Origin of the sequence: Flavobacterium sp. HJ-32-4, assembly GCF_022532105.1 — a bacterium.
GTDB lineage: Bacteria > Bacteroidota > Bacteroidia > Flavobacteriales > Flavobacteriaceae > Flavobacterium.
Genome location: NZ_CP092832.1, coordinates 3247001 through 3271380, shown reverse-complemented (window position 1 = coordinate 3271380; position 24380 = coordinate 3247001). Strand labels below are relative to the sequence as shown.

The 24380-nt window shown below is 52.9% G+C and carries 21 protein-coding genes; 2 read left to right on the top strand and 19 right to left on the bottom strand.

The window, feature by feature from the left end:
• Window positions 1–87: 87 nt before the first annotated feature.
• From MKO97_RS14025 to MKO97_RS13990, 8 genes are all read right to left on the bottom strand, one after another.
• On the bottom strand, window positions 88–825 hold the full coding sequence (locus MKO97_RS14025) for a hypothetical protein (RefSeq protein WP_241103837.1): 738 nt from the start codon (window positions 823–825) through the stop codon (window positions 88–90).
• 78 nt (window positions 826–903) lie between these two features.
• Entirely contained in the window at window positions 904–1524 is a 621-nt protein-coding gene (locus tag MKO97_RS14020; RefSeq protein ID WP_241103836.1) for a response regulator transcription factor, read from the bottom strand.
• Between the two features lie 54 nt (window positions 1525–1578).
• Complete coding sequence (locus tag MKO97_RS14015) at window positions 1579–3330, bottom strand: tetratricopeptide repeat protein (protein ID WP_241103835.1); 1752 nt, start codon at window positions 3328–3330, stop codon at window positions 1579–1581.
• Window positions 3321–4106: a 23S rRNA pseudouridine(2604) synthase RluF gene (gene rluF, locus MKO97_RS14010; protein ID WP_241103834.1), complete on the bottom strand. Its 786-nt coding sequence runs from the start codon at window positions 4104–4106 to the stop codon at window positions 3321–3323. Before rluF ends, MKO97_RS14015 begins: the two co-directional genes overlap by 10 nt.
• A 24-nt stretch (window positions 4107–4130) precedes the next feature.
• Window positions 4131–4964 carry an alpha/beta fold hydrolase gene (locus tag MKO97_RS14005; RefSeq protein ID WP_241103833.1) on the bottom strand — a complete coding sequence of 278 codons (834 nt, stop codon included), beginning with the start codon at window positions 4962–4964 and terminating at the stop codon, window positions 4131–4133.
• Between the two features lie 32 nt (window positions 4965–4996).
• On the bottom strand, window positions 4997–5779 hold the full coding sequence (locus MKO97_RS14000) for a zinc ribbon domain-containing protein (protein WP_241103832.1): 783 nt from the start codon (window positions 5777–5779) through the stop codon (window positions 4997–4999).
• 4 nt (window positions 5780–5783) lie between these two features.
• On the bottom strand, window positions 5784–6878 hold the full coding sequence (locus MKO97_RS13995; RefSeq protein WP_241103831.1) for a Nif3-like dinuclear metal center hexameric protein: 1095 nt from the start codon (window positions 6876–6878) through the stop codon (window positions 5784–5786).
• Window positions 6875–7387, bottom strand: coding sequence for a hypothetical protein (locus MKO97_RS13990; RefSeq protein WP_241103830.1), 513 nt, complete (start codon window positions 7385–7387; stop codon window positions 6875–6877). Before MKO97_RS13990 ends, MKO97_RS13995 begins: the two co-directional genes overlap by 4 nt.
• Window positions 7388–7437: 50 nt before the next feature.
• On the opposite strand from MKO97_RS13990, the gene lpxK reads away from it, so the two are divergent.
• A complete protein-coding gene (lpxK, locus tag MKO97_RS13985; RefSeq protein WP_241103829.1) occupies window positions 7438–8460 on the top strand; it encodes a tetraacyldisaccharide 4'-kinase in 1023 nt (340 codons plus the stop codon).
• Here lpxK and gap read toward each other — a convergent pair.
• The 6 genes from gap to MKO97_RS13955 form a co-directional block, all read right to left on the bottom strand.
• The gene (gap, locus tag MKO97_RS13980) at window positions 8447–9457 is read right to left on the bottom strand and encodes a type I glyceraldehyde-3-phosphate dehydrogenase (protein WP_241103828.1); all 1011 of its coding nucleotides are present in this window, start codon (window positions 9455–9457) and stop codon (window positions 8447–8449) included. The two genes, lpxK and gap, sit on opposite strands and share 14 nt — an antisense overlap.
• 163 nt (window positions 9458–9620) lie before the next feature.
• Complete coding sequence (gene lipA, locus MKO97_RS13975) at window positions 9621–10493, bottom strand: lipoyl synthase (protein ID WP_241103827.1); 873 nt, start codon at window positions 10491–10493, stop codon at window positions 9621–9623.
• Window positions 10494–12175: 1682 nt separating this feature from the next.
• A complete protein-coding gene (locus tag MKO97_RS13970; RefSeq protein ID WP_241103826.1) occupies window positions 12176–13411 on the bottom strand; it encodes an MFS transporter in 1236 nt (411 codons plus the stop codon).
• Between the two features lie 566 nt (window positions 13412–13977).
• Complete coding sequence (locus tag MKO97_RS13965) at window positions 13978–14814, bottom strand: energy transducer TonB (protein WP_241103825.1); 837 nt, start codon at window positions 14812–14814, stop codon at window positions 13978–13980.
• 109 nt (window positions 14815–14923) lie between these two features.
• Window positions 14924–15475: an RNA polymerase sigma factor gene (locus MKO97_RS13960; RefSeq protein WP_241103824.1), complete on the bottom strand. Its 552-nt coding sequence runs from the start codon at window positions 15473–15475 to the stop codon at window positions 14924–14926.
• Window positions 15466–16572, bottom strand: coding sequence for a glycosyltransferase (locus MKO97_RS13955; protein ID WP_241103823.1), 1107 nt, complete (start codon window positions 16570–16572; stop codon window positions 15466–15468). The genes MKO97_RS13960 and MKO97_RS13955 overlap by 10 nt, the downstream gene beginning before the upstream one ends.
• Before the next feature lie 160 nt (window positions 16573–16732).
• On the opposite strand from MKO97_RS13955, the gene MKO97_RS13950 reads away from it, so the two are divergent.
• Window positions 16733–17089 carry a hypothetical protein gene (locus tag MKO97_RS13950; RefSeq protein WP_241103822.1) on the top strand — a complete coding sequence of 119 codons (357 nt, stop codon included), beginning with the start codon at window positions 16733–16735 and terminating at the stop codon, window positions 17087–17089.
• Here the strand turns inward: MKO97_RS13950 and MKO97_RS13945 are convergent, their stop codons facing one another.
• From MKO97_RS13945 to MKO97_RS13925, 5 genes are all read right to left on the bottom strand, one after another.
• Window positions 17090–17482, bottom strand: a complete 393-nt coding sequence (locus MKO97_RS13945; protein WP_241103821.1) for a hypothetical protein — start codon at window positions 17480–17482, stop codon at window positions 17090–17092.
• A 91-nt stretch (window positions 17483–17573) separates the two neighbouring features.
• Window positions 17574–18638: an isoaspartyl peptidase/L-asparaginase family protein gene (locus tag MKO97_RS13940; protein ID WP_241103820.1), complete on the bottom strand. Its 1065-nt coding sequence runs from the start codon at window positions 18636–18638 to the stop codon at window positions 17574–17576.
• Between the two features lie 52 nt (window positions 18639–18690).
• Window positions 18691–20373 carry an ABC transporter ATP-binding protein gene (locus MKO97_RS13935; protein ID WP_241103819.1) on the bottom strand — a complete coding sequence of 561 codons (1683 nt, stop codon included), beginning with the start codon at window positions 20371–20373 and terminating at the stop codon, window positions 18691–18693.
• Window positions 20363–21400, bottom strand: coding sequence for a hypothetical protein (locus tag MKO97_RS13930; RefSeq protein WP_241103818.1), 1038 nt, complete (start codon window positions 21398–21400; stop codon window positions 20363–20365). Before MKO97_RS13930 ends, MKO97_RS13935 begins: the two co-directional genes overlap by 11 nt.
• 30 nt (window positions 21401–21430) lie before the next feature.
• Entirely contained in the window at window positions 21431–24328 is a 2898-nt protein-coding gene (locus tag MKO97_RS13925; protein ID WP_241103817.1) for an SBBP repeat-containing protein, read from the bottom strand.
• Between the last annotated feature and the right edge of the window lie 52 nt (window positions 24329–24380).

Here is a 24380-nt window from a genome sequence, read left to right as displayed (position 1 = left end):
GGATATAAAAGACGCACTTCGTAAAGTGCTTCTGACGACAATAAAAAAAGCAGGCCTATAGCCTGCTTTTCCATGTTATAACGATCATTACAACGTCCGTCGTCCGGTAACGGTGACCGTGCCGTCCGAATCCTGGAACTGGCCGTTGAGTTCGTCGCCGACGATACGCGCTACTTGTTCGCCATCTTCATTGGTGATATAGCCCGTGGCACCGTCATATCCACCGCCAATGTCGTTTACCGTCTGCGTCTGGTCGTCTTTTGAAATGCCTTTGAAACCGCCCAACGCCTCGGAAAGGATGATATTGAAGATGCCGGTTTCCCCCGGTTTCTGATAGGTGCCTTCAAACGCTTCAATCAAAGAAGTCGACGTTTCTTTGAACACTTCAAAAACCGCGTTCGGGTGTCCTGGAATAGAAGAGGTGACTACGGTCGGAGCCCCGCCCTGTGCCCCCACCTGGAAGGTGACGCTGACCGGACTGCCATTAAGCGTGCCGGTAAAGGCGGATACATACGGTTCGCCATCTGTTGGCATCGCCTGCGCGGTCAGGTTGACCACCGTACCATCGATAGTAAGCACCGCCGTGATGGTATTGCTTCCATTCTGGATGTCGAAGCGCACCGTACCGCTTGAACCTACTACGATTCCTTTGTACACGCCGGTGGCTTTCGCATCGTTTACTGCCAACGCATCGGGTGTCGTTACGCAGGTTTCGCACACATACGCCTCACCGTCGTCGTCGCTGTTTGAACATGAATTCAGTGATAGGATTCCCACGAGCGTCAATGCGACGTAGGTGACTTTTTGTTTTAGTAATGTCTTCATTTTGTTTTGATTAAAGGTTAACGAAGACAAAGGTATCGGCGCCTGGGGGTCGCGTCAATCGCAAAAAAGTAGTAATTATCAGCGGCCGTAGAGTTTGTTAAGGGCCTCGGTGCGCGAGCGTACCTGCAACTTTTCGTAGATATTCCGGATGTGGGTCCGGACAGTTTCTACACTAATGAAAAGCAAGCCCGCAATCTCTTTATAACGGAGTCCACGTGATAGGTGATCGAGTATCTCGCGCTCACGCACCGACAACCCGTTTTCGGTCGGTGTCAGCATAGGCGAAAATGACGCAACGACTTTCCGGGCAATATGGCTGCTCATGGGCGATCCACCCTGATAGACTTCGATAATCGCCTCAAGCACGCGCGCGGGTTGGGTGGTTTTGGTAAGGTATCCGGTAGCACCGGCTTTCAGGGCACTAAACACCGATTCGGTGTCTTCGAAGGCTGTGCACATCATGAACTGCATCGACGGGCATTTTGGTTTCAGTTCGGCCACGCATTCTATGCCGCTTTTTCCCGGAAGATGGATGTCGGTCAAGACCACGTCAACGCCCGATCCGGGCAGCCCGATCAGCGCTTCTTCCGCCGTAGCGTATACGTCGGTGCAGGAGAATCCGAGGCTGCCGTTGATCAAAACGGCGAGGCTTTCCCGAATCTGTTGTTCGTCTTCGATGATGGCGACTTTGATATCCATACGGTAAATGTATGAAATACAGCTATTCGCGCACTACCACTTTTTGGGTATATGTCAACGCAGCGGGATGAAAAAGGAAAGCTGTGTTCCGTTTGATCCGTCGATTTCCATTCGCCCACCGATGCCCTCGATCCGCTTGCGCATGTTGGCAAGTCCGTTGCCTTTTCGGACGGTTTCCGGGTCGAGGCCTTTTCCATTGTCGCGGATGGCAAGCACGATTTCACCCTCGGTGACCGTAACCGTAAGGAAGGCGTCCGTCGCACCCGAATGCCGGGCCAGGTTGTTCAGCGCTTCCTTCACCACCATCAAAACGTGGTGGTAGCTTTCTCTTTTAAGCGTGAGTCCTGTGGGAACCTGATCAAAGTCATACCTTACGGCGATATCGAAGGTTTCGAGGTAGTCGGTAGCGTATTCACGTATGCGTGACAGCAGGTGATCAAACGTCGCATTATCCGGATTCAACGCCCAAATAAGGTCGCGCATGTTTTCCACAAGTCGGATGGCGGTTTCCCGAACCGACTCGGCACTGTTCCTGACGTTTTCCTTTCCTGCCGTTTCGCGCACGATGACTTCACTCAGGAAGTTGATCTTGGCCAAACCAGATCCCAGGTCGTCGTGTATGTCTTTCGCCATACGGGCGCGCTCGGCTTCTTCGGTTTCGCGTATCGTTTTCTCACGCAGTAGTTTCCGCCGGATGCGTTGCACGTATAAAATAGAAACTAGGGACAGGGCGAGCAGCGCCATACCGATGAAGACGAACACAATGACCCGGCGCTGGTTTTCAATACGGAGGTCGCGGTCGTGCAGCGCAAGGGCATCCAATTGCCGTTTTTGTTGCAGGATGCGGATGTCGGCCGCCTTTTTCTCACTTTCGTACTTCACCGACATCTCGGTTAATTGCTGGGAGCGCTCGGTATTGACAAAGTCATTTTTGGCGGCTTCGTACCGTTTCCGGAAGTCAAGCGATTCTGTTAGCCTTCCCATTTTTTCATACGCGGTGGCGATGCCGTCGAGTGCCTCCACTTCAATCTCCCGGGCACCCAGCGTCTGGGCTTCTTTCCAGGCACGCAGGCAGTAGTTGAGTCCTGTTTTCGGGCGACCGGCTACGATTTCAAGGTTGCCCATGTTGTTATAGGTCGCGGCCATCATATAGCGGTCGTCGTTCTTTTCGGCAATAGCCAAAGCCATCCGGTAGTGCGCCGCCGCCTCGTCATAACGTCCGCGGGCTTTCTGCACGATGGCGAGGTTGTTATGGGCCATCGAGATCCGGCCGTCGTCTTGGGTGGTCGTATACAAACGAAGCGCCCGGTCGTATACCTTGAGCGCATGATCGAAGTCCTGCCGCTGTTCATACACAATGCCCATATTGTTCAGGCAATCGGCCGTGAGTTTCGTATCGCCGGTTTTTTCGGCTACCGCGATCGACTTTTCGAAGTGCGATAAGGCCTGGCTGAGGTCCTTTTGCTCCGAATACAACGCCCCGATATTCATCAGGATTTTGGCCTCATACCGCGGATCGCGTGCGGTGACCGCCATTTTCTGCGCTTTTAGGTAATAGGCGAGGGCTTTCTCTGATTGGCCGAGCTGCGAATAGCAATTGCCCAGATTGTTGAACGACGTCATCTGAACCGGAACGTTGTGTTCCCGTTTGGCTTCAGACACCGCTTTTTCAAAAAGACCTGCCGCCTCTTGGTAACGGTCTTTTTCATACGCCGCTATCCCTTTGTCAAGAAAGTGCTGTCCGCCCTGCGCATACAGGCCGATCGGGAGCACGATCCAGAGAAGGAAGAAGCGCTTTATTTCCATCGCTTTCTCTCTGTAGGTCGGGATGATGCGTGGTCAGCTTTTGGTAGCAGGCGCTCCTGTAGGTTTTCCCGTTCGCGGCCGGTTTGTTCGATGAGTTGGTCAATTTCCGCCGGTGTCAATTCCCTGTAGCGGCCTTTCGGGACGTCAAGCGAAATGTTCATGATCCGGATGCGTTTCAGGGTCTGCACCTCATATCCAAGGTATTCGCACATCCGGCGGATCTGGCGGTTGAGGCCTTGTGTCAGGATGATGGTGAACGTAAAACGGTCGATCTGCGTCACTTTGCACTTGCGGGTTACGGTGCCGAGTATCGGTACGCCGTTCCCCATCCGCTGGATGAAACGGTCGGTGATGGGCTTATCCACCGTTACGACATACTCCTTTTCATGGTGGTAATGGGCCCGCAGGATTTTGTTGACGATATCGCCGTCATTGGTGAGGAAGATGAGTCCCTCGCTGGCTTTGTCGAGTCGCCCGATGGGAAAGATCCGTTCGGGATAATTGAGGTAATCGATGATATTGTGCCGCACCGTCTGGTTGGTCGTACATTCAATACCGACGGGTTTGTAGAAGGCCAGGTACACGGGTTTGTCGGTGCGTTCGGCGAGGAGTTTTCCGTTGACACGTACTTCATCCGAAGGGGTAACTTTCGAGCCCATCTCAGCCAACGCGCCGTTAATGGTCACCTTGCCGTCCGCCACGAGTTTGTCGGCTTCACGGCGCGAGCAAAAGCCAGTTTCCGCAATAAACTTGTTGATGCGTTTTTGTTCCTCCATACTACAAAGGTACGCAACTCTGTTCTATGCGCGCAGAAACGAGCGGATGTCGGCATACAGCGCATCGTCGTGCAGGCGATGGCCCGACCCGGTAACGGAGAGGAAGTGCCCGTTGGGTAAGGCTGCGGCGATGCGTTCTCCTTCGGCAACCGGCACGATGTCATCGTCGGTAGCGTGCACCACTAAGGTTTCGACAGTGATGGTTTTCGCGAAAGCGGCACCTGAAAAAGCGGAGGGAAGAAAGCCATAACGCGCTTCGATATACACGTCGAACACCTGTCGCGCCCGTTTGGAAAGGCCGAGTTGGTCGTTGAAATTGGTTACGATGGCCGTCATTTCGGAGGGTGCACCCATCACAACCGCTTTACGCAGTTGCGGCATCGGGTATCGGTGAAGCAGATACAGTAGTGAAATACCACCCATCGAATGCCCGATGATGAAATCGGGTTGGAAGGTGGCAGAAACCGCATCGGCAAAGGCGGCATATCTTGGGGCGTTGAATTCGATCCCGCTGTCTTGTCCGTGCCCGGGGGCGTCGATGGCCATCACATGGAAACCATCGAGAAAGGGTAGGAGTCGTTCCCAGCGGCCTGAATGGCTTTCCCAGCCATGCAGCAACAGTATCTTTGGACCGCTGCCCCATTCATAACAAACGATGTTTCCGAGTGCAGAAGGATAGACCGACTTTCGTGCCTGATTCAGTGGGTCGGGAAGGGCATGGGCTTCCAACCGCCCGTATCGCGGACGACTAAAGAACCGGTGGGCCAAACCGGCCGCCTGTCGTGGCGCGATATAGGCGAGGATGTTGATGCAGGTCCCGAGGCTGCGGGCCAGCAGACGTTGTTTCGTACTTTCCATAAAAAAAGCCCCGTTTCGGGGCTTGCTATCGTTTAGGAAACGCTGGCGAAAATTTCTTCCATCTTTTCCTTCTCTTCGCGGGCGAGCGTGGCATCGACCAGAATACGACCTGAATGTTCGTCGGTGATGATTTTCTTGCGCGCTGCGATTTCTACCTGTGTTTGTGGAGGAATCGTAAAGAACGAACCGGCAGAGGCGCCGCGCTCGATGGATACGACGGCGAGTCCGTTGCGGACACTGCCCCGGATGCGCTTGTAAGCAGCCAAAAGGCGTGGCTCGATCAGCGCTTCGAACTCGGCTGATTTCGCTACCAGGAAATCCTCTTCTTTTGCGGTTTCGGCCATGATGGCATCGAGTTCCGCTTTTTTGTGCTCGAGGTGCTGTTGCTTCTCGTTGAGTTTTTCCTCTGACTGGTCGACCAGTTGTCTTTTGTATTCGATCGACGATTTCATTTCGCGGATCTGCTTCTCAGCCAATTGGATTTCCAGTTCCTGGAATTCGATTTCTTTCGCAAGCGAGTTGAATTCGCGGTTGTTGCGAACCGTTTCCTGTTGCTTGGCGTATTTCTTTATGGCCTCGCGGTGCTCCTCGATGGCATTTTTGCGGGCTTTGATCTGGTCGTCAATAACGTCAAGATCGGCTTTCAGTTTCTCGGCACGCGACCTAAGGCCGGCCACTTCGTCTTCGAGGTCCTGTACCTCCAGCGGAAGCTCGCCACGCACATTACGGATGTCGTCGATTCGTGAGTCGATCAATTGCAGATCATAAATAGCCCTCAGTTTGTCTTCAACGCTCAGTTCTTTTGTCGTCGCCATAGATTTATACGTACTTAACCGGATTAGTGTTTACTTCTGATAAAATGATTGCAAAAGTAGGCATTTTTTCGGTAAGATAGTCAACAATATAATTTTTTGTATAGCGCTCGCTTTCAAAGTGTCCGATGTCTGCCAACACTATTTTTCCTTCCGCTTCGTAGAATTGGTGGTACTTCAGGTCGGCGGTCAGGAACACATCGGCGCCTGCGCGAATGGCATCACCGATGGCAAAACTGCCGGAACCACCCAATACGGCGACGGTACGTACCTCGCGCCCCAGGAAGTCAGAATGCCGGATACCGCCCGCTCCCATTTTGTCTTTTACAAACTTCAGGAATTCAGCTTCAGGCATTGGCGTCTCCAGTTCGCCCACCATGCCTAAACCGATGTTTTGGTGGGCATTGCGGGTATCATAGATTTCGTAGGCAACTTCTTCGTATACGTGGCTTTGGAAAAGGGCCTTTAGGATGCGAGATTCGAGATGTTTTTCAAAAGTGACTTCGATGCGGGTTTCGGCCGTTTGCGTCCATTCACCTTTTTGCCCTACCACCGGATCGCTTTCTTCATTTCCGCGATACGTGCCGATACCTTCGGAGTTGAAGCTGCATTCGGAGTAATTGCCGATGTTGCCCGCACCGGCTGCGAAAAGGGCCTGGCGCACGGCATCGGCATTTTCGGGAACGGTGTAGGTTACGAGTTTGCGGATGAAGTCCTTCTTAGGTACCAGGATGCGTGTATGGGTCAATCCCAACGCATCACAGAAGATTTTATTCACACCATTTCGATGGTTGTCGAGTGCGGTATGGACGGCGTAAATGGCGATATTGTGCCGGATGGCTTTGATCACGGCCCGCTCCACATAGTTTTTACCGGTGATTTTTTTCAATCCGGAAAACAGGATGGGATGGAAACAAACCACCAGGTTACACTTTTTCGCCACTGCTTCGTCGATGACGTCTTCCAGTGCGTCGTGGCATACCAGGATGCCGGTGACGTCTGCTGCAGCATCGCCGACCAGCAAACCGACGTTGTCGAAATCTTCGGCATAGGCGAGGGGCGCCATTTCTTCAAGTACGGCGAGGCAATCTTTTAGAGTCATGAGGAGGGATTTGCTTTGGAAAGTATGTAGTGTGCGACGGTATGGCATCTGGATAGCAGGAGGAATCCGACCAAGACCTGAACGGCTGTCGCTACCATAGTGTGCAGTGACGGGTAGTCACGTAATAGGTCATGTACCTGGAAGAACCGTATGAGCTCGGAAACCAGACCCGGGAGCCCCCGTGCGAACATCAAGCCACCTGTCACGGCCACCGAAACGGAAAGAAACGTACTCGGTGTGATGGAAAGCCCGATTTCGGCCTCCATTCTGTTACACAGGCGCAGCCCACGAACCAGGCGATCGGGTCGGAAGAGAAAGAAATAGGTGATTACAAGATACACGGTGATGCCTGCAAGAAGGTAGAGAGCAGCCTCCCATCGGTCAGGGGATGAGGAGTCGTTAAATTGACGCAGGGTGAGTAGGGCTTGCGGAATCACGTAAAAAGCGGATGACAACAACATCAGGCCGACAATACGCAGCACAATCATCCAGAAGGTTTCGGTTTTCATGGCTAAAGGTTAGACGATACGGTCCAAAGATAAAAAAGTATCTTTGCCGCATGGCGTTGCTTCGAATAATCCTTTTTCCGTTTTCGTTGCTATACGGACTCGTGACGGCGGTTCGCAACCAGTTATATGATTCGGGTATTTTCCGGTCGTATGCGTTTGACACGCCGGTGATTGTCGTGGGTAACCTGAGTGTCGGCGGGACGGGCAAAACCCCGATGGTGGAGTACCTCGTGCGCCTGCTCTCGGCGCATTACAAAGTGGCCATCCTCAGTCGGGGCTACCGCCGGAAATCAAAAGGATTTGTACTGGCGGATGATACAACGACGGTCGCAGCTTTGGGGGACGAGCCTTTCCAATACCACAGAAAGTTTCCGGATGTAACGGTAGCGGTGGATGCGGATCGGGTGGCGGGCATCCGGCGATTGCTGGCACTGGATCGCAAACCGGATGTCATCCTGCTTGACGATGCCTACCAGCACCGACGGGTGAAACCGGGGTTCGCTATCCTGTTGACGACCTATGCCGAACTGTATACCGACGACTTCCTGCTGCCAACGGGTCACCTTCGCGAAGGACGCCGTGGTGCACGACGGGCGAATATAGTTGTAGTCACCAAATGTCCGCCCGACCTGACTGCCGAACAACGCGAACACATCCGGCGTAAACTGCGCCTTGACGAGCAGCAGTCGGTGTTTTTTACCCATATCGAATACGATGACGATGCGGTATCAGAGGAGGGCTTGCAACCGGTTGCCGAGATCAGACAGGCACCGAAAGTACTCGTGGCGGGTATTGCGAAACCACAACCTTTCTTTGATTTCCTGTCACAGGCATCGGATCGTACGCTTCGCTTCCCTGACCATCACGACTTTTCCGCTGCCGATCTGGAACGTATTCGGGAAAGCGCGGCGGGGCGTATCGTTGTGACGACGGAGAAAGACTATATGCGCCTGTCCGGTCAGCTTGAGGGCCTGCCGCTGTGGTATGTGCCGATGCGAACAGCCTTCCTGAAGAAACGGGAAAAGTTCGAACGCCTGGTGCACGCGTTCGTTGACGGAGCTATCGGGTCGTAAGACCTTGTTGCTTAAAATACAGGATGAGGTCAATAAGGCGGGCGGAATAGCCGACCTCATTGTCGTACCAACCCACTACCTTCACCATTTTATCGATTACGGATGTCAACTGGCTGTCGAACAGGCACGAGTGGTGATTGCCCAGAATGTCGACCGACACGATAGGGTCTTCTGTATAGGCCATGATGCCCTGCAGTTCCCCTTCACAGGCTGCGCGAAAGGCGGCGTTGAGTTCGTCGATCGAAACCGCCGTACGGACGTAGCAGGTGATATCGGTGAGGGAACCATCGGGCACCGGAACGCGTATGCCACCGCCGCCAATCTTGCCTTCGAGTTTGGGAAAGATGCGGGTTAGGGCTTTGGCCGCGCCGGTGGTGGTAGGTACAATGGATTGGGAGGCCGCCCGCGCCCGTCGCAGGTCGCGGTGGGGTTGGTCGTGCAGGCTCTGGTCGGTGGTGTAAGAGTGCACCGTCGTGATGTAGGCCTGCTCGATGCCACATAAGGTATCGATGACTTTGATCATCGGGGCGGCGTTATTGGTCGTGCACGATGCATTCGATACAATTTCCTCCGTGCCCTCGAGTATGTGTTCGTTCACCCCCAATACGACGGTTTTGATGCGGTCGGTTTCGGAGGGTGCCGACAAGAGCACTTTCCGGGCTCCTGAACGGATGTGTGCGTGCAACTCGTCGTAGGTCTTGTATTTTCCGGTCGATTCCACCACAATGTCTACGGAAAGCGCGCCCCAGTTGAGGTCGGCGATATTTTTTTCGCTGAAGAACGGAATACGTTTGCCGTTGACGACCAATGCGTGTTCTTCGGCGCTGCAGTCAACTGGCAATATGCCATGGATGCTGTCGTATTTCAGGAGATGCGCCATGGTCCGGGCGTCGGCGAGGTCGTTGATGGCGACTACTTCAATCGACGGATGGTCAAGCAAGAGGCGGAAGAGCGTGCGGCCGATGCGTCCGAAACCGTTGATGGCGATTTTGATCATGTGAAGGTTTTGGGTTTTGGGTTCTGGGTTTTGGGTGTGGCGTTGGCTCAAAATTGATGAATCTTCATCGGGTCTACATCGAAAAGGGGAAAAAGTGTTCCATCTACTCGAAAATCATTTACGAGTTCATAATAACCCAAAACCTAAAACCCAAAACCCAACACTATAAAATGTGTTTTTCCGCATGATAGGAACTCCGCACCAACGCGCCGCTCTCAACATGGCGGAAGCCCATTTCTTTTCCGAGGGTTTCGTATTTGGCGAATTGTTCGGGCGTGATGAACTCTTTAACGGGCAGGTGTTTCTTGCTCGGTTGTAGGTATTGGCCGATGGTGACGATGTCGACATTTGCGTCGCGGAGGTCACGCATGGTCTGGATGACTTCTTCCTCGGTTTCACCTAGTCCGAGCATGATGCCCGATTTGGTGCGACGGATGCCTTTTTCCTTGAGGTATTTCAATACGCCGAGGCTACGGTCGTATTTCGCTTGTATACGGACTTCACGCGTCAGGCGGCGGACCGTTTCCATGTTGTGGGAAACGACTTCCGGATCGGCGGCTATGATGCGGTCGATCATGCGTTCGTTACCCTGGAAATCGGGGATAAGGGTTTCGAGGGTGGTATTGGGGTTCATCCGGCGGATGGCGCGTACGGTTTCGTACCAGATAATCGAGCCCATATCTTTTAGGTCGTCGCGGTCTACGCTGGTGATCACGGCATGCTTGATGTTCATGATCTTGATCGAGCGGGCGACCTTTTCAGGCTCGTCCCAATCGACGGTTTCGGGGCGACCGGTCTTGACACCGCAGAATCCGCACGAACGGGTGCAGATGTTACCTAGGATCATGAAGGTTGCGGTGCCTTCACCCCAGCATTCGCCCATATTGGGACAACTGCCCGAGGTGCAGATGGTGTTGAGTTTGTACTTATCTACGAGTCCACGCAGTTCAGTATATTTCTGCCCAATCGGCAGTTTTACACGCAGCCATTTGGGTTTACCGGTGGGAAGTTTGGGGGTATCGAGAATGGTTTCCATACGGATGCAAAGATAGTGAGAAAAGTTGGGAAGATGGGGAGTTTGGGAGATGGGGAGTTCGGGAGTTCGGAAGTTCGGAAGACCGGAAGTTGGGAAGACGTGAAGTTTGACGGCTTTGGGCAGCGCGACCGGGGACATCTCAAGGCTTTGGAACCGTAATCCGCGTCTGCCTTTCTTTTAACAAAATGTACGGTTTTTCCGCAAGGTCAGTTCCGCTGGTTTCGTTAAGGGACGCAGCCGCCCCTCCCCAATTCCAAGGTACGGGTTCCCGCGGACGTGGGGGTGTGGGAAAACCGTATCTTTTGTTAAAAGGGAATAGTTCGGGAAGTCAGAAAGTCAGAAAGTCGGGAAGTTGTAAGATGGGAAGATAGAAAGTTCGGAAGTTCGGAAGACCGAAAGTCGGGAAGACGTGAAGTTTGACGGCTTTGGGCAGCGCGACCGGGGACATCTCACGGCTTTGGAAGCGTAATCCGTGTCTGCCTTTCCTTTAACAAAATGTACGGTTTTTCCGTAAGGTCAGTTCGGCCGTTTTCGTTAAGGGACGCATCCGCCCCTCCCCAATTCCAATGTACGGGTTCCCGCGGACATGGCGGTGTGGGAAAACAGCATCTTTTGTTAAAAGGGGCTAGTTGGGAAGTCGGAAAGTCGAGAAGTTGGGAAGATGGGAAGATAGAAAGTTCGGAAGTTCGGAAGACCGAAAGTTGGGAAGATGAGAAGTTTCGCGGCCTTGTGCATAGCAACCAGGGACATCTCACGGCTTTGGAAGCGTAATCCGGGTCTGCCTTTCTTTTAACAAAATGTACGGTTTTTCCGCAAGGTCAGTTCCGTCGTTTTTGTTAAGGGACGCAGCCGCCCTTCCCCAATTCCAAGGTACGGGTTCCCGCGGACATGGCGGTGTGGGAAAACCGCATCTTTTGTTAAAAGTAGGAGGATTGTTCGGGAGTTGGGAGGTAGGAGTTGGGGAGACGGGAAGTTCGCACATTTTTTTAAAACCGGAGATAATTGGGAAATTAGCCAATTAGCGAATGTGAAAACGGGGTGTGAGGGGTGGCGTGGGCCTAACACATTTTGTTATAACTTCAATGTGTTTTGTGCTGTGTTTTGCGTAAAGGGAGCGTGGTACTTAGATCGGGAAACATTGAGCCATACTTGGGATGTATGCGGCTGGGATTTGCTATAATATTGAAGGATTCGTAAATAAAACAGCCTCTTTCTCGCCACCAGGCCTATTTTTTTTGCCGTAAGGCCGTGGTGGTGCGGTTCCTGCCCTAAAAACAGGCCGAAAGGCGGTGGTTGCCGCCACCGGATGGTTTCGGATCGCCGGGAACGAATGGTGGCCGCCACCCTGCCTTTTTCTTTTTTCAAATAGCCTTGGTGGCCGCCACCGGATGGTTTCGGTGCGTGGAGAGGAAAGGGTGGGGGTGTTGGGGTGTTTTTGGAAAAGGATGTGGAGGGTGGAGCGGAACCGGGCCGCCAAATGTGTCGCCTGATGCCGTCTGGGGCCGGTAGCACGTTCTTACAAAGCTAGAAATGATGCCCATTTACAAAACAGGCACAAGCCACAGGAAGTAAGCCGTATTTTCCGAATAAAGTCGTACTTCGATGAGTTGTTGGGGGAAGAGTTAGATTTTGAAGTCAGATCGGCTTCCAGTTTGTATTACATCATGTCCGCTTTTGCTCCGTCATTCCGTAAAATCCAAATCGCGGCCGTGGGTTTCGGGGATGGTGGTGACCGATACGATGCCAAGGGCGAATACGATCACGCCGACGAGGGCGGCTGCGGTGATGACGCCGTATCCGGGTTTGAAGAAATCGAACCCCATGAGCATGACGGGTACGAGTCCGCGGACCATGTTGGGTACGGTGGTCGTCGCCGTATTGCGGATGTTGGTGCCGAACTGTTCGGCGGCGACGGTCACGAACATGGCCCAGTAGCCGGTGGTGAGTCCGAGCCACACGTAGAAGCCATAATACGCATTGGCGGTTTTCGCTACTCCGGATAATAACAACACTACGCCGACAGCGGTGGCGAGAATCATATATAGTATGGCTTTCTTGCGTGAGCGGAGGGCATGTGAGATGAAGCCGCTGGCGAAATCACCGGCTGAGATGCCGACGTACGTCCACATAATGGCTTTGCCCGGCGCGATGTCGCTGATGCCGAACACGGGACCGAATTGGTTGGCCATCATGGCGAGGATGCCGACGCAGAACCAGGTAGGCAGGCCGATGGCGATGCACCGCAGGTAGCGCAGGAAGCGGTCGCGATGGGTAAAAAAGGCGAAGAAGTTGCCGCGTGATACGGTGTTTTCGTGAGCAAGTTGTTTGAACAGCCCGCTTTCGAGTACACCGACGCGCAGCAACAGGAGGGCGAGGCCGAGGCCACCTCCGATGAAGTAGGCAGTGGTCCAGCTTCCGGCGAGTTCAACGGTGAGCTGGGCTACGACAGCGCCGAGGAGTCCGAATCCGGCGACGAGCGAAGTGCCGATGGCGCGCAGTTCTGTTGGCAGGCTTTCGGATACAAGGGTGATGCCGGCCCCGAGTTCACCGGCGAGGCCGAGTCCGGCGATGAACCGCAACACGGCGTATACCATCACTTTATCGGCGATGGGGATTTGGGGGAGGAAGCCGCAGGCGACGTTCGCCACCGAGTAGACGAGAATGGATCCGAAAAGCACGGACAGGCGTCCTTTGCGGTCGCCGAGTACGCCCCAGAGGATGCCGCCCAGCAGCAATCCGGTCATCTGGAAATTGAGGATGAGGGTGCCGGCTTTGTCGACGTCCATACCGAGATCCTGCAGGCTGGGTACGCGTACGATGCCGAATAACAAGAGGTCGTAGATATCGACGAAGTAGCCGAGTGCGGCCACGACGACGGGGAGGCTGAAGAGAAGGCGGAGTTTTTGGCGGTTGGTCATGGGGTAAAAATAGCGAATTAGGTAATTAGCGAATGGCTAATTTGATAATTAGAAAATTAGAAAATGATATAATCGGAGGATTAGTGAATGGGGGATAGCTAGTTGCTATTCAGCTCATTTTCGAATGGTCGGGAAAATCACCACGACCAAAGATGCATCCAGTTTGGGAAATTCCATCTGAAAACATGTTTATACGGAAGTGGTAAACGCGGAAACATAAACGATTGGGAAACGGGGAAAATTCATGAACACTCTTCGTAACCGGTCGAAAAGAGTTGTAATTCATTTTCACTACCTTCTCAACGAGAGGCCTCGGGCATCGAAATCTACAACCTTGGTTTGCCAATCAGCACGCACCCTAGCTTCCGGTGAACTTCTTCCCCATTTTCTGTTTCGCTAATTGGCTCACTCGCTATTTCCGCTTCTCCATTATCTAATTATCTAATTGTATAATTTTCTAATTAGCCACCCTCCCATTCGCTAATTCGCTAATTGTCTCATTCGCTAATTACAAACCCGCATAAAAAAAGCAGGAGGATCTCCTGCTTCTTCGGTTTAACCAACCTTTATCCCGCCGGTGTTACGACAATTGGCAGGGTATAGAGGGTGCGTACTTTCTGGCCTTTGTAGATGCCGGGACTCCATTTGGTCTTGAGTCCGCGGAGCACGCGAATCGCTTCTTTATCGAGTCCGTAGCCCGGATTCCGCAACACCTTTACATCTGTCAGCGCGCCGTCTTTTTCTACCACGAAGGAGACGATGACCTGCACGCGACCGGTGTTTTCTTCAGGTACGCGGAAATTCTTACTCACATATTCATAAAATTTCTGGATGCCACCCGGGAACTCGGGGCTGCGCTCAAGGGCACCGGTCAGCATAGGCGTGTTTTCAACCGGTATGTCGATCGCAGGCGGACCGTCTGTAGTACCCGTGCCACCCCCACCTGCCGGTGCGTTGTCGCCACCGCTCGGATTGCCGGTGGTCGTTTCGCTGCCGATTGTCGCGTTTCGTAGTTCTTCTACGGTCGGCGGGTCCGCCGGATCGGGCTCGTGGCTCGGCGTCATTTTGGTGAATCGTCGCTCGGGTTTGGTTTCGGCGACCAGCTTTTTGCCCGACTCGCGTTTTTCCTCGAACTTCAGGCGTTTATAGTCGATGGGGCGGAAGACCACCACGTGTGGTTTGTCGAGCGGTGTAGGAGGGAGTTCGATAGGCGTATCATTCCAGATTTTGGAGGCGAGTGCCGGGATACCTGCAAACGAGGCGGACAGCAATAAGGCGGCAGAAAAGGCCAGGAGGGTGGTTTTGCCGCTTTGGCGGCGGAGTTGGTAAGCGCCGTAGCTTTTGTTGCGTCCTTCAAAGACGACATTCAGCCAACCCCGGTCGAAGATGCTTGGTTGTGACATATGGTTATTTTTTTTGGTTGGACATACGGAACGGAGGGTCCCTTTTCTGTCAGGATGCCCGTGTCTTTCCAAAAGGTTGTAACGATGTCGTTTTATCGATAAAATTCGATTACCGCCGCTTCTCGATGATCTCGGCCAACAGCTTTTTGGCGCGCAGTAGTTTGATCTTTACGTTGCTGAGGGGTTCGCCGATTTTGTCTGCAATTTCCTGGTAGCTCAGCTCCTGGAAGTAGCGCAGTTGGATGACTTCCTGGTAATGGGGCTTGAGTTCTTTGATGAATTGCAGCAGGCGCGAAAGGTTCTGTTCGGTAATCAGTTCGTCTTCTGCCGTGGGTGCGGTGTCGGCTACATTGTACGCCTGTTCGTCCTCTTCGTCGGTAATTTCAATAAAAAGCGACGTGCGTTTCTTCCGCAGCATGTCAATATGGACGTTCTTCGCGATGGCAATCAACCACGTATTGAACTGGTATTCGGGATTATAAGACGCGATTTTATCGAAAGCCTTCGAGAAGGTATCGATGGTGATATCTTCGGCATCGGTTTCGTTTTCGGTGCGGCGCAGCATGAAGCCGTAGACCTCGTTCCAGTAATGGTCGAGCAGGAAGGTGAAGGCTACCTGGTCGCCTTTTTTGGCTTTCTCGATGTAGGGTCTTATTTCCAATGCACCGGTTTTGAGAAGGTGTTGGAGATAAAGATATTCAATTGTGTGAAAATGAGGGCCCATTCAATGAAGGGAAACCAATATACCGTGTCTTTTTCTTTTAGTTTGCCCGCCGCGAATCCCATAGTGAGCCACACGAAGAGGTAGCGGAAGCCGATAATCGACACCACGGCGATCCAGTTGAAGAGGAAGGCCAGCAACAACGTGGCGAGGATGACGAACATAAATTGCGAGACGAAGAAAAGGCCGAGCAGCACCCGGTCTTTCATCTTATAATGACCGGCGGTGGCCACGTGGCGGCGCTTCTGCGTGAACCACTCCTTGAAGGATGTTTTGGGTTTTGAGTACGTGATACTTTCCGTCGTATAACAAATCGTCGTGTTCTTTTTGTTGGCTACCTGGTTGATGAAGAGGTCGTCGTCACCCGAACGGATTTTCAGGTGGTCGCGGAAGCCGTCTACTTTGAAGAATTCCTCTTTTTTATACGCCATGTTACGGCCAACGCCCATATAGGGGTTGCCTGCTTTGGCATAGGAGAAGTACTGGACGGCCGTCAAAAGCGTCTCGTAACGGATGAGTTTATTGAGAAATGAATTCGGGATCTTTTCATACGCGCCATAGCCCAACACGATGGTTTTCTGCGCTGAGAAATGCGAGGTCATTTCGGTGATCCAGTTTTTGGAGGAAGGATAGCAATCGGCGTCGGTAAACAACAGATAGTCTTTCGAGGCGGCTTTGATGCCCAGTGTAAGGGCGAACTTCTTGTTACCCCAGAAGGCTTCGTTGTTGGCCACTTTTACCAACCGGATGTTGCGGTACTGGCGTTCGAATTCTTCAAAAACCTCCAACGTTTCATCGGATGACGCGTCGTCGATGAGTACGATTTCAAAATCGGGGTATTCCTGCTCGGCCAATAGCGGGATGAAGCGCCGGACGTTTTCCTCTTCGTTCTTGGCACACACGATGACGGAAACGGGAATGCGCTTCGGGGTTTGCTTTTTCGCTTTGTAATAGGCGAATTTCCCAAATATCACCACATAGTACAGGAACTGCAGGAAGGTGACGGCGACGAAAATCCAGAAAACGATGTCCAGCATAAAACCCTTGCATTTTTTGGTGGCGCAAAGGTACGTAGTTATGACAGAATCGAAAAATTGCGTTCCGCTAATTTCACCCTTGTCGAAAGATTACAACGCTTTCGGTGCAAAACGTAACATCCTGCCGGGTGTCGGTGGCTACCTTGCCAGCAAAAAAAAGATGAAAACGATTCTGGTAGCCGCTTTCCTTTGGTTCTCCCTGCTGGCCTTTGGCCAAACCACCCAACCGGTATATGTGCCGCCACAGGCACCGCCGACTCCGACACTGCCGAAACCCGATCCCGTGCCGACGACACCTGCACCTGCTGCGGTGGCGCCACGCGGTGTACGTGCCTCGGATGCCAACAAAGTAGAAGCTGTGCCCTCTGCATCACGTGCGGATTTCGAATCGGAGATGACGTCGCAGCAAAAGGGCAGCACCCAACGCACGACATCGGCCCAACCGGCGGATTTTGATGCCGTCAGGCCGGCCAAAGATCCTGACCCGCAGGTGCAGCCGCCAAAAACGCGTGATTGATTATTGTACGGTAATCCGGTAGGTATTCTCGTCGGTATCGTCGTTAAGGCATCTGAAATCGATGCCTACGTAATCGACATTCACGTGGATACTGAAATCATACACCCCGCTGCGTTGCGGATAGCCGCGAAGCACGACTTGTCGGTGTTCATACGTAATGGTGAGTCCGGGAGGCACATCGCCATAGATATCAAACGAGTAGTCGTAGTCTTCGTCATCGGCCGTGTCATTGGTGACTTCAGCTTCATACGTGATCGTGGCATAGGCATCCCGTGCAAGCACCTGCGCCGGTTTGTCCTGCATATCAGCACGACGGTTGATAAGTCCGCATTCAAGTGCGTCATCGCATCCGCATAACGCCAGAAAAACAAGGGGTAGTAGTAGTTTTCTCATGGATTTTGATTGATGTGAGTATGACTGGAAAGAGGGGAAAATGTTACAGTTATACCAAAACAGTCGTACCGATAGGGCACTTCCACGCGTTCTACTGAGGGGGAGCAGTGGTCGCTTTGTAAATCGCGACGCACTCGATGCCTTTTTCGGTGGCGGCCGCCCGGAACATGCCCGAGGTGTTCATATCCATTACGATATGGCCTTTACTGTCTATCGCAATCATGCCGCCCCGGCCCTTCAAAGCGGTAATTTTGGCGATGGTCCGTGAGACAGCGGTCTTCAATTTGACGCCCCGGTTTTCGATGAGTGAGGATACATTGTGGGCGGCGACAGCGCGGATGAAATCTTCACCGTGGCCCGTACACGACACGGCGCAGGTGGCGTTGTTAGCGTAGGTGCCGGATCCTATGAGCGGCGAATCGCCGATCCGATTGTATTGTTTGTTGACGATTCCGCCTGTTGAGGTGCCGGCAGCGAGGTTTCCATATCGGTCCATCACCACACAGCCCACGGTCCCGTACTTGTCGATCGAACTGTTGAACGAATCGATGGCACCACTGGAGCTGTCGTTGTCGAGTTTGATTTTTTTGGAGTCCCGTATTTTCAGGAACTCGTCCCAGCGGGGTTGGTAGAAAAAGTAGGAGGTATCGACGATCTCAATATCGTTTTCCTTTGCGAAAGCCTCCGCTCCTGTGCCCGACAGGAAGATAAATTTGGATTTCCGCATGATGGCTTTCGCGGCACTGATAGGATTCCGTATCGTGCGCACATTGGCCAAGGCACCTGCGTCGAGCGTTTTACCGTCCATGATGGCTGCGTCCATTTCATTGTGACCTTCGTGTGAGAAGACGGCGCCTTTGCCGGCATTGAAAAGCGGTGAGTCTTCCAGGATTTTGATCACTTCTTCCACCACATCGACGGCTTGGGCCCCGTCGGACAAAAGTTGCCGGCCTTTGTCGAGCGCTTCCCGCAACTTGTCCTGGTAGGCCGCTTCCTGTTCGGGTGTGAGTCCCCTTTTTGCGATATTGCCTGCGCCGCCATGGAGGGCTATGGAGAAACGTTCGTTCATTTTAGGAGCCGATTCGGTCGCTTTGTTGGGTACGGTCCGGCACGCGGCAAGTCCCATGACCAATACAAAAAAAAGTAGGTTGCGCATACGCTGCCGGGTTACGGAATACGGAAACAAGGTACGTGTTTTCCGGGAATCCCTACACATGGTCCTTGTTTTTGAGGCTGATTTCCAAATCATAGTCGAGTCCGCCTTCCTGTGCACGCCCGACAACCAGAAGGGTGTGTTTTTTTCGGTATTGGTGAAGGACGGTGGTTATCCGGTGCACGATCGCGTCATCAAGGCCTTCAAACGGTTCGTCGAGCATGATGATTTTTTTGTTGGTAAGGAAGGCCCGCGCCAACAGCAATATCTTCCGCTGGCTATACGAAATATTTCGGCCGTTTTCCTTAATCGGATTGTTGAGGACGGCTTCGTCAGCGTCTTCCGCACAATACCCCAGGGCTTTCAACATCGCCAGGGCCGGTGCGCGTTTTTCGGGTTTCCGGCTGTAGGAGATCGCTTCGAAGACCGTTTTGCCAATCAACGGAAGTTCGTCGGAGGCGATGGTAACCCGCTTGCGCAGCAGGAATTTATCACAATCCGCAGTAGGGGTTTTGCCGATGGAAATCGTTCCCGCCGTCGGATCATATAAACCGCTTATCAATTTCAGCAGGGTACTTTTTCCGGATTGGTGCGGACCCGTAATCAGCACCAGGGATGAGGCGGGTAGTTCAAATGACAGGTCGCGGAATACGTACTGCTCGCCCTCAAAGGCGAAGGACACTCCTGAAAACGTTATGTGGCCGGAATTGTCCGGTGCCTGTTTGTTTCCGGTTTCGTTTTCCTGTCGGGTGTTGAAAACGCGGAGGAGTTTCGTAAAGGAAATATCGCCGGCCTGCCAGATAAAGTTGACGCCGAGTATCCGTTTCATCACGGGGATGATGCTGACGATGGTCATGATGAAGGTCACGAGGTCGTGTCCGTGTATCTTGTGATGACTGGTGTGTTTCATTTCATACGCCAGCCCCAGCACTACGACCAGCATGCCATACAACATAAAGGGTAATAGGGCTTGTATCAGTGCGTAAAGCCGTTGGTAGCGTACGCCATATTGGTAGAGATCGGTCGACCCTTTAATGTATTTATCGGCTTCGATGCGTTGCCGGTTGAAGGCTTTTATCGTCAATACGGCACTTAGCCGCGACGACACAAACGACAGGTTGTTGGACCGTCGGTTCCGCCGTTTCCGCGTGAGTACCTTCAGCCGTTTGTTGAGGTACAGGATAGACCCAAAAATGACCGGGTAGGAGGCCAGTAGCACCAGTGTCAGGCGAAGATTGAGCATGGCCAGGAGGGCAACGGCGAGCAACAGGTAGAGGCAATCATTGATAAACGAAATGATGCCTTTGGTCAGGTACTGTTGGATGGCGGATAAATCGCCGCTGTACCGAAGGAGGTACAGGCCGGTGTCTTTTTTTTGATGCGCCTCCAGCTGGGCGTTCAGTTGTCGTTCGAAAAGGCGCTCGCGGGTGTCCTTCGCCAGTAATTCCCCGGTGATGCCCATGTAGTACCTTTTGAAAAAATCGCCCACAAATTTAAGGGCGATCAGGACGCCAAAGGTCACGAAGAAGGTCGTAAGTCCCGTTACATGTCCGAACAGCACGTCGAATATTTTACCACGTGCGGAATGACGGTGCAGTGCAATCTGGTAGTACTTCCCCAGAAAAACCGGAATGAGGATGGTGGTGCAAATACTGAGCAGGCCAAATAAAAAGGCGGCGGCGACTTTATCGCGGTGTCGCCAGGCAAACGCTTTTAGAAGCGCTTTTTTAGTGAGCATATTCCCGGGTAAAATGCGCTATGGCTTCGCCTCCCATTTTCAACTCGTCGATAGTCACCACCGGAATGTCGGTGCGGTCCTGCACTTCTTTGACCAGAAGCGGACTCATGGTGAACACACCGCTGAGGGCTGTCGGCGTCACAGACAGTTTTGAAAGGAACTCGATTCCGAAGAAGATGCCCAGGCTGTCGCCGCAGGAAAAAATGACGTTGGAAATGGTTTGCATGAACCGGGGTTCCCGAAGCAAAAACTCGGTTTCCCGCTGCAACAAACCGTCCGCGATTTCCATTACGATATAGTCGGGTGCAGCCGGTTCAAGCGCGTGTAAAAGGGTTTGGTAGAGGTTCAGCATTTGTTCTTTGCTGCACATGTAGGTCGAGGGATAGCCGGCTTCGGTGAAGTCAACCGTCCGGTCGGCCCCACAGTCATATACCAGGTCCATGTCTTTGGTGTAGCTCGTGCCGGTGAGTTTGATAAAAGCGACATTCCGTCCGGTGGTTTTGAGTCCACGGGCCAGATAGGCCGCGGAGGTCGTTTTTCCGCTGTCCATCGAAGAGCCTATCGAGAGAATGACCTTCGCCTGGTTCGGTACCTTGCCGGTAAAGGGAATTTCGGTAGTGTCGCGGTAGATGGTGTTGATGATGTCTCCGGATGCATCCACAGCATAGCCGACGAGTCTGACACTGGTGGTGGGAATGTGTTTGAAATGGTCGTGCTTGGATTTGAGTACACCAATGGCACCGCCTGCTCCCAGAATGTCGAGTACTTCGGTCGGTGTTTCAGGCAGATAGCCTTCGAATTGCTCGGTGGCATAGCGCTCTCCGAAAGCGGCCATGATCAGATCGCCTTCGATGATGGTCATGATGCGTTTCGAATCGGACTGGATAGCCCGGTGTTTTCCGATTTCCAATACCTCAAAAATCGCTACATCCCCTTTTTTGGGCGTATACGACAGGTTACGTCGGTTGTCGATGGAAAAATCGTGAACATTTCGGCAGATAATGGTTTTTTTGATTTTGGATAGCATCGCGTAGGGCGTTTATATGAAGGGATAGAACTAACGAATCACTACTTTGGACGTGTATACAGGTGTTTTTCCCGACCGCACGGCCAGTATGTAGCATCCTGCAGCCAGGGAGTTGACGTCGAGTTGGGTCGACACGCCTGTTATGCGGGTCTCCAAAACCGTTCGGCCGAAGGTATCGTAAAGGATGATGGAGGTGTTGTCGGTAAGGCGCTCTGCCAGTTGCGACAGGTCGATGTTCAATTGGTCGGAAGCCGGGTTCGGATACACCTTTACGCGCTCGTCGCCCTGGGCGATGGTAGTGACCGACAGCGTCGCCGGGTCGTACTTAAGTGTGGCGAAATCGGACTGTGTTCCGGTTCCGGTACTGCTTCCGGTTACGTAAAGGAAATTATTCCGGAACAGAATCGTCTGCGGGATGTCGGCTCCATCGCCGGGTCCGTTATACACCAATGGCGCACTGGCAGTTCCGGTAGGCGTGAATTTAAACGTCGCATAATCGTAGTTGGTCGGCCCGTTTATCATTCCACACAAATAGGCATTGTTGCTTCCGTCGAGGGCCAGGCTGACCGCCTGATCATCGGTTCCGGTTCCGCTGCCATAGGTAGAGGCCCATGTTTGGTTGCCGCTGCTGTCGTATTTGATCAGACAAATGTCGCTGTTGAGCGTCGCATCGGAGGTGTCGGTATCGGTGCTGCCTGCTACCCATACGTTTCCGGCGGTGTCGATTTTGATTGCATCGGTCAGGTCGGTGCCTGTGGCAGGGCCATCGTATCGGGCCGTCCATTGCGATACCCCTGCCGAAGTGATTTTTTGGGTGACGATATCGACGCTGGTCAGGCTGCTGTTTTGGCTGTTGCCGGTCACGTAGACGTTTTCGGATCCGTCGAGTTCCATGAAAAAGATTTCATCGTTTCCGGCGCCGGCGTAGGAGTTCACCCATTGCTGGACGCCGCTGGTGTTGTATTTCAATACGATGTAATCGAAATTGGTCGCGTTGGACGTCCGTCCGGCCACATATACATTGCCTGCTGTCGTCACGCGGATGGCCCGTCCGGTATCGGTTGTATTGCCGCTGCCATTGTAACGCGCCGCCCACAACTGGGTACCGTTGGTGTTGTATTTGATGGTTACGATGTCGTCATTGGATACGACGTTTCCGGAATTGCTGTCACTTCGTCCGGTGACGTATACGTTATTGGATCCGTCGAGGGCGATGCCCAGGGCGCGATCCGTTTCGGTGGCATAGTCATAATACGAGACCCATAACTGGTTGCCGTTCGTGTCGTATTTCGCAACGGTGATGTCGCTTGACGTTCCTTTGTTGTGGGTGTATCCGGCCACATAAATGTTACCTGCATTGTCGACGGCCACGCCCAGAGCGGAATCGGAGCTTCCTACTGCGGTGCCGTTCAGGGTGCGAACCCAGGCAGTAGCCCCGGCGGCAGTGATCTTTTGGAGGGCGAAATTTCGGTCCGCCCCGTATTCGACTACATAACCGGCGACATACATATTGCCGTTTGCGTCGATGGCCATGGCGTTGGGCTTGTCAGAGTTGTCGCCGGTTTCGTTTTCGATATTGGTCCATTGCAAGGTGCCGGATGCATTGTATTTCACCGTTACGGCGTTCCGTTGCGGAATCACTTCCGAGGCGCCGGTTACGATGACATTACCGGAGGCATCTTCTACCACGCCCCGGGGAATGTCGTTGGACGACGCACTGTTCGTATACGTCTGCGTCCATTGCAAGACACCGGACCCATTGTATTTCTGCACGACGTAGTTATTGCTGACATTGGCCGCCGCATCGGTATCGGTCATGCCCGCGATGATGACATTACCGGACGGACTGACATAAAAGGCCGTGGGAATATCGTCATCGAGGGCCGTTCCGCTATACGTCTTAAGCCACTGTTGCACGCCGCTGCTGTTGTATTTCAGGGTCACGATATCGTAGTTTACACTGGCGGTACCGACGTCACTTTGCCCGGTAACGTAGACATTTCCGCTGCTGTCCATGCCGATATTCGTCGCCCGGTTGTCACCAATGCCGTTGTCATAGATGGTGGCCCATTGCTGTACCCCTGACGAATTATAGCACACGGTAGCGTAGTCGAAATCGGTATTCTTGCTGCGTCCCGTGACATAGATGTTTCCGTTGGTCGGATTGATGATGAGGTCGGTTGCCCAGTCGTTGTGGGTTCGGTCGAAACGCACCGACCAAATCGGGCTACCCGTCGACGCATTGTATTTTACGGTGAGGTAGTCGTAGTTGACGAGGTTGTCGGAACGACCCGTCACAACCGGGTTTCCTGACGCATCCAGCGCAATTTTTGACGGACGGTCGACGCCGTTGCCCGTGCCGTTTGTGCGTTGCACCCATTGTTGGACGCCTGACGCATTGTATTTCAGCACCACATAGTCATCACTGGCATTCGTGGTGGCATCCGGGTCGCTCTGGCCTGCCACATAGACATTGCCGTTTGTATCGACCGTAATGCTGTTGCCCTGTTCGTACTGGTCGGTTATGTATCCGTAGTTGGCCGTCCAAAGAAGCGTTCCGGCACTGTCGTATTTGATGGTAACGATATCGGTAGCAGATGCCGAGAATTTTCCGTATCCGGTGACATAGATATTGCCAGACGTGTCCATGGTCATTGCCAGGGCCGCGTCGGCGCCGGAGGAAGGTCCGTCGTAAATGTTCTTCCAAACCACGTTTCCGCTCGGATCGGTTTTCATCAGGACGATGTCCTGGTTGTTGCCCGGCATGATGGCCGAACCTGCCAAGTATACATTTCCGGATGCGTCGGTCATCACGGCGGTAAAACGGTCGCTGTAGTCACCTTGTCCGTTGTAGCGGTTCACCCATACCTGGGCCGACAGCGAAAGCGAACAAAACAGGCACATGCCGAAAAGGAGGGATATCTTCATATTCTTGTTAATTCCGTAATTGACAATCGCAAACTGAACTATATCTCAATAA

Excerpts from the sequence above, each read along its gene's own strand:
- MKO97_RS14025 (WP_241103837.1), bottom strand. The coding sequence starts at position 825 with ATGAAGACATTACTAAAACAAAAAGTCACCTACGTCGCATTGACGCTC.
- MKO97_RS14020 (WP_241103836.1), bottom strand. The coding sequence starts at position 1,524 with ATGGATATCAAAGTCGCCATCATCGAAGACGAACAACAGATTCGGGAA.
- MKO97_RS14015 (WP_241103835.1), bottom strand. The coding sequence starts at position 3,330 with ATGGAAATAAAGCGCTTCTTCCTTCTCTGGATCGTGCTCCCGATCGGC.
- rluF (WP_241103834.1), bottom strand. The coding sequence starts at position 4,106 with ATGGAGGAACAAAAACGCATCAACAAGTTTATTGCGGAAACTGGCTTT.
- MKO97_RS14005 (WP_241103833.1), bottom strand. The coding sequence starts at position 4,964 with ATGGAAAGTACGAAACAACGTCTGCTGGCCCGCAGCCTCGGGACCTGC.
- MKO97_RS14000 (WP_241103832.1), bottom strand. The coding sequence starts at position 5,779 with ATGGCGACGACAAAAGAACTGAGCGTTGAAGACAAACTGAGGGCTATT.
- MKO97_RS13995 (WP_241103831.1), bottom strand. The coding sequence starts at position 6,878 with ATGACTCTAAAAGATTGCCTCGCCGTACTTGAAGAAATGGCGCCCCTC.
- MKO97_RS13990 (WP_241103830.1), bottom strand. The coding sequence starts at position 7,387 with ATGAAAACCGAAACCTTCTGGATGATTGTGCTGCGTATTGTCGGCCTG.
- lpxK (WP_241103829.1), top strand. The coding sequence starts at position 7,438 with ATGGCGTTGCTTCGAATAATCCTTTTTCCGTTTTCGTTGCTATACGGA.
- gap (WP_241103828.1), bottom strand. The coding sequence starts at position 9,457 with ATGATCAAAATCGCCATCAACGGTTTCGGACGCATCGGCCGCACGCTC.
- lipA (WP_241103827.1), bottom strand. The coding sequence starts at position 10,493 with ATGGAAACCATTCTCGATACCCCCAAACTTCCCACCGGTAAACCCAAA.
- MKO97_RS13970 (WP_241103826.1), bottom strand. The coding sequence starts at position 13,411 with ATGACCAACCGCCAAAAACTCCGCCTTCTCTTCAGCCTCCCCGTCGTC.
- MKO97_RS13965 (WP_241103825.1), bottom strand. The coding sequence starts at position 14,814 with ATGTCACAACCAAGCATCTTCGACCGGGGTTGGCTGAATGTCGTCTTT.
- MKO97_RS13955 (WP_241103823.1), bottom strand. The coding sequence starts at position 16,572 with ATGCTGGACATCGTTTTCTGGATTTTCGTCGCCGTCACCTTCCTGCAG.
- MKO97_RS13950 (WP_241103822.1), top strand. The coding sequence starts at position 16,733 with ATGAAAACGATTCTGGTAGCCGCTTTCCTTTGGTTCTCCCTGCTGGCC.
- MKO97_RS13945 (WP_241103821.1), bottom strand. The coding sequence starts at position 17,482 with ATGAGAAAACTACTACTACCCCTTGTTTTTCTGGCGTTATGCGGATGC.
- MKO97_RS13940 (WP_241103820.1), bottom strand. The coding sequence starts at position 18,638 with ATGCGCAACCTACTTTTTTTTGTATTGGTCATGGGACTTGCCGCGTGC.
- MKO97_RS13935 (WP_241103819.1), bottom strand. The coding sequence starts at position 20,373 with ATGCTCACTAAAAAAGCGCTTCTAAAAGCGTTTGCCTGGCGACACCGC.
- MKO97_RS13930 (WP_241103818.1), bottom strand. The coding sequence starts at position 21,400 with ATGCTATCCAAAATCAAAAAAACCATTATCTGCCGAAATGTTCACGAT.
- MKO97_RS13925 (WP_241103817.1), bottom strand. The coding sequence starts at position 24,328 with ATGAAGATATCCCTCCTTTTCGGCATGTGCCTGTTTTGTTCGCTTTCG.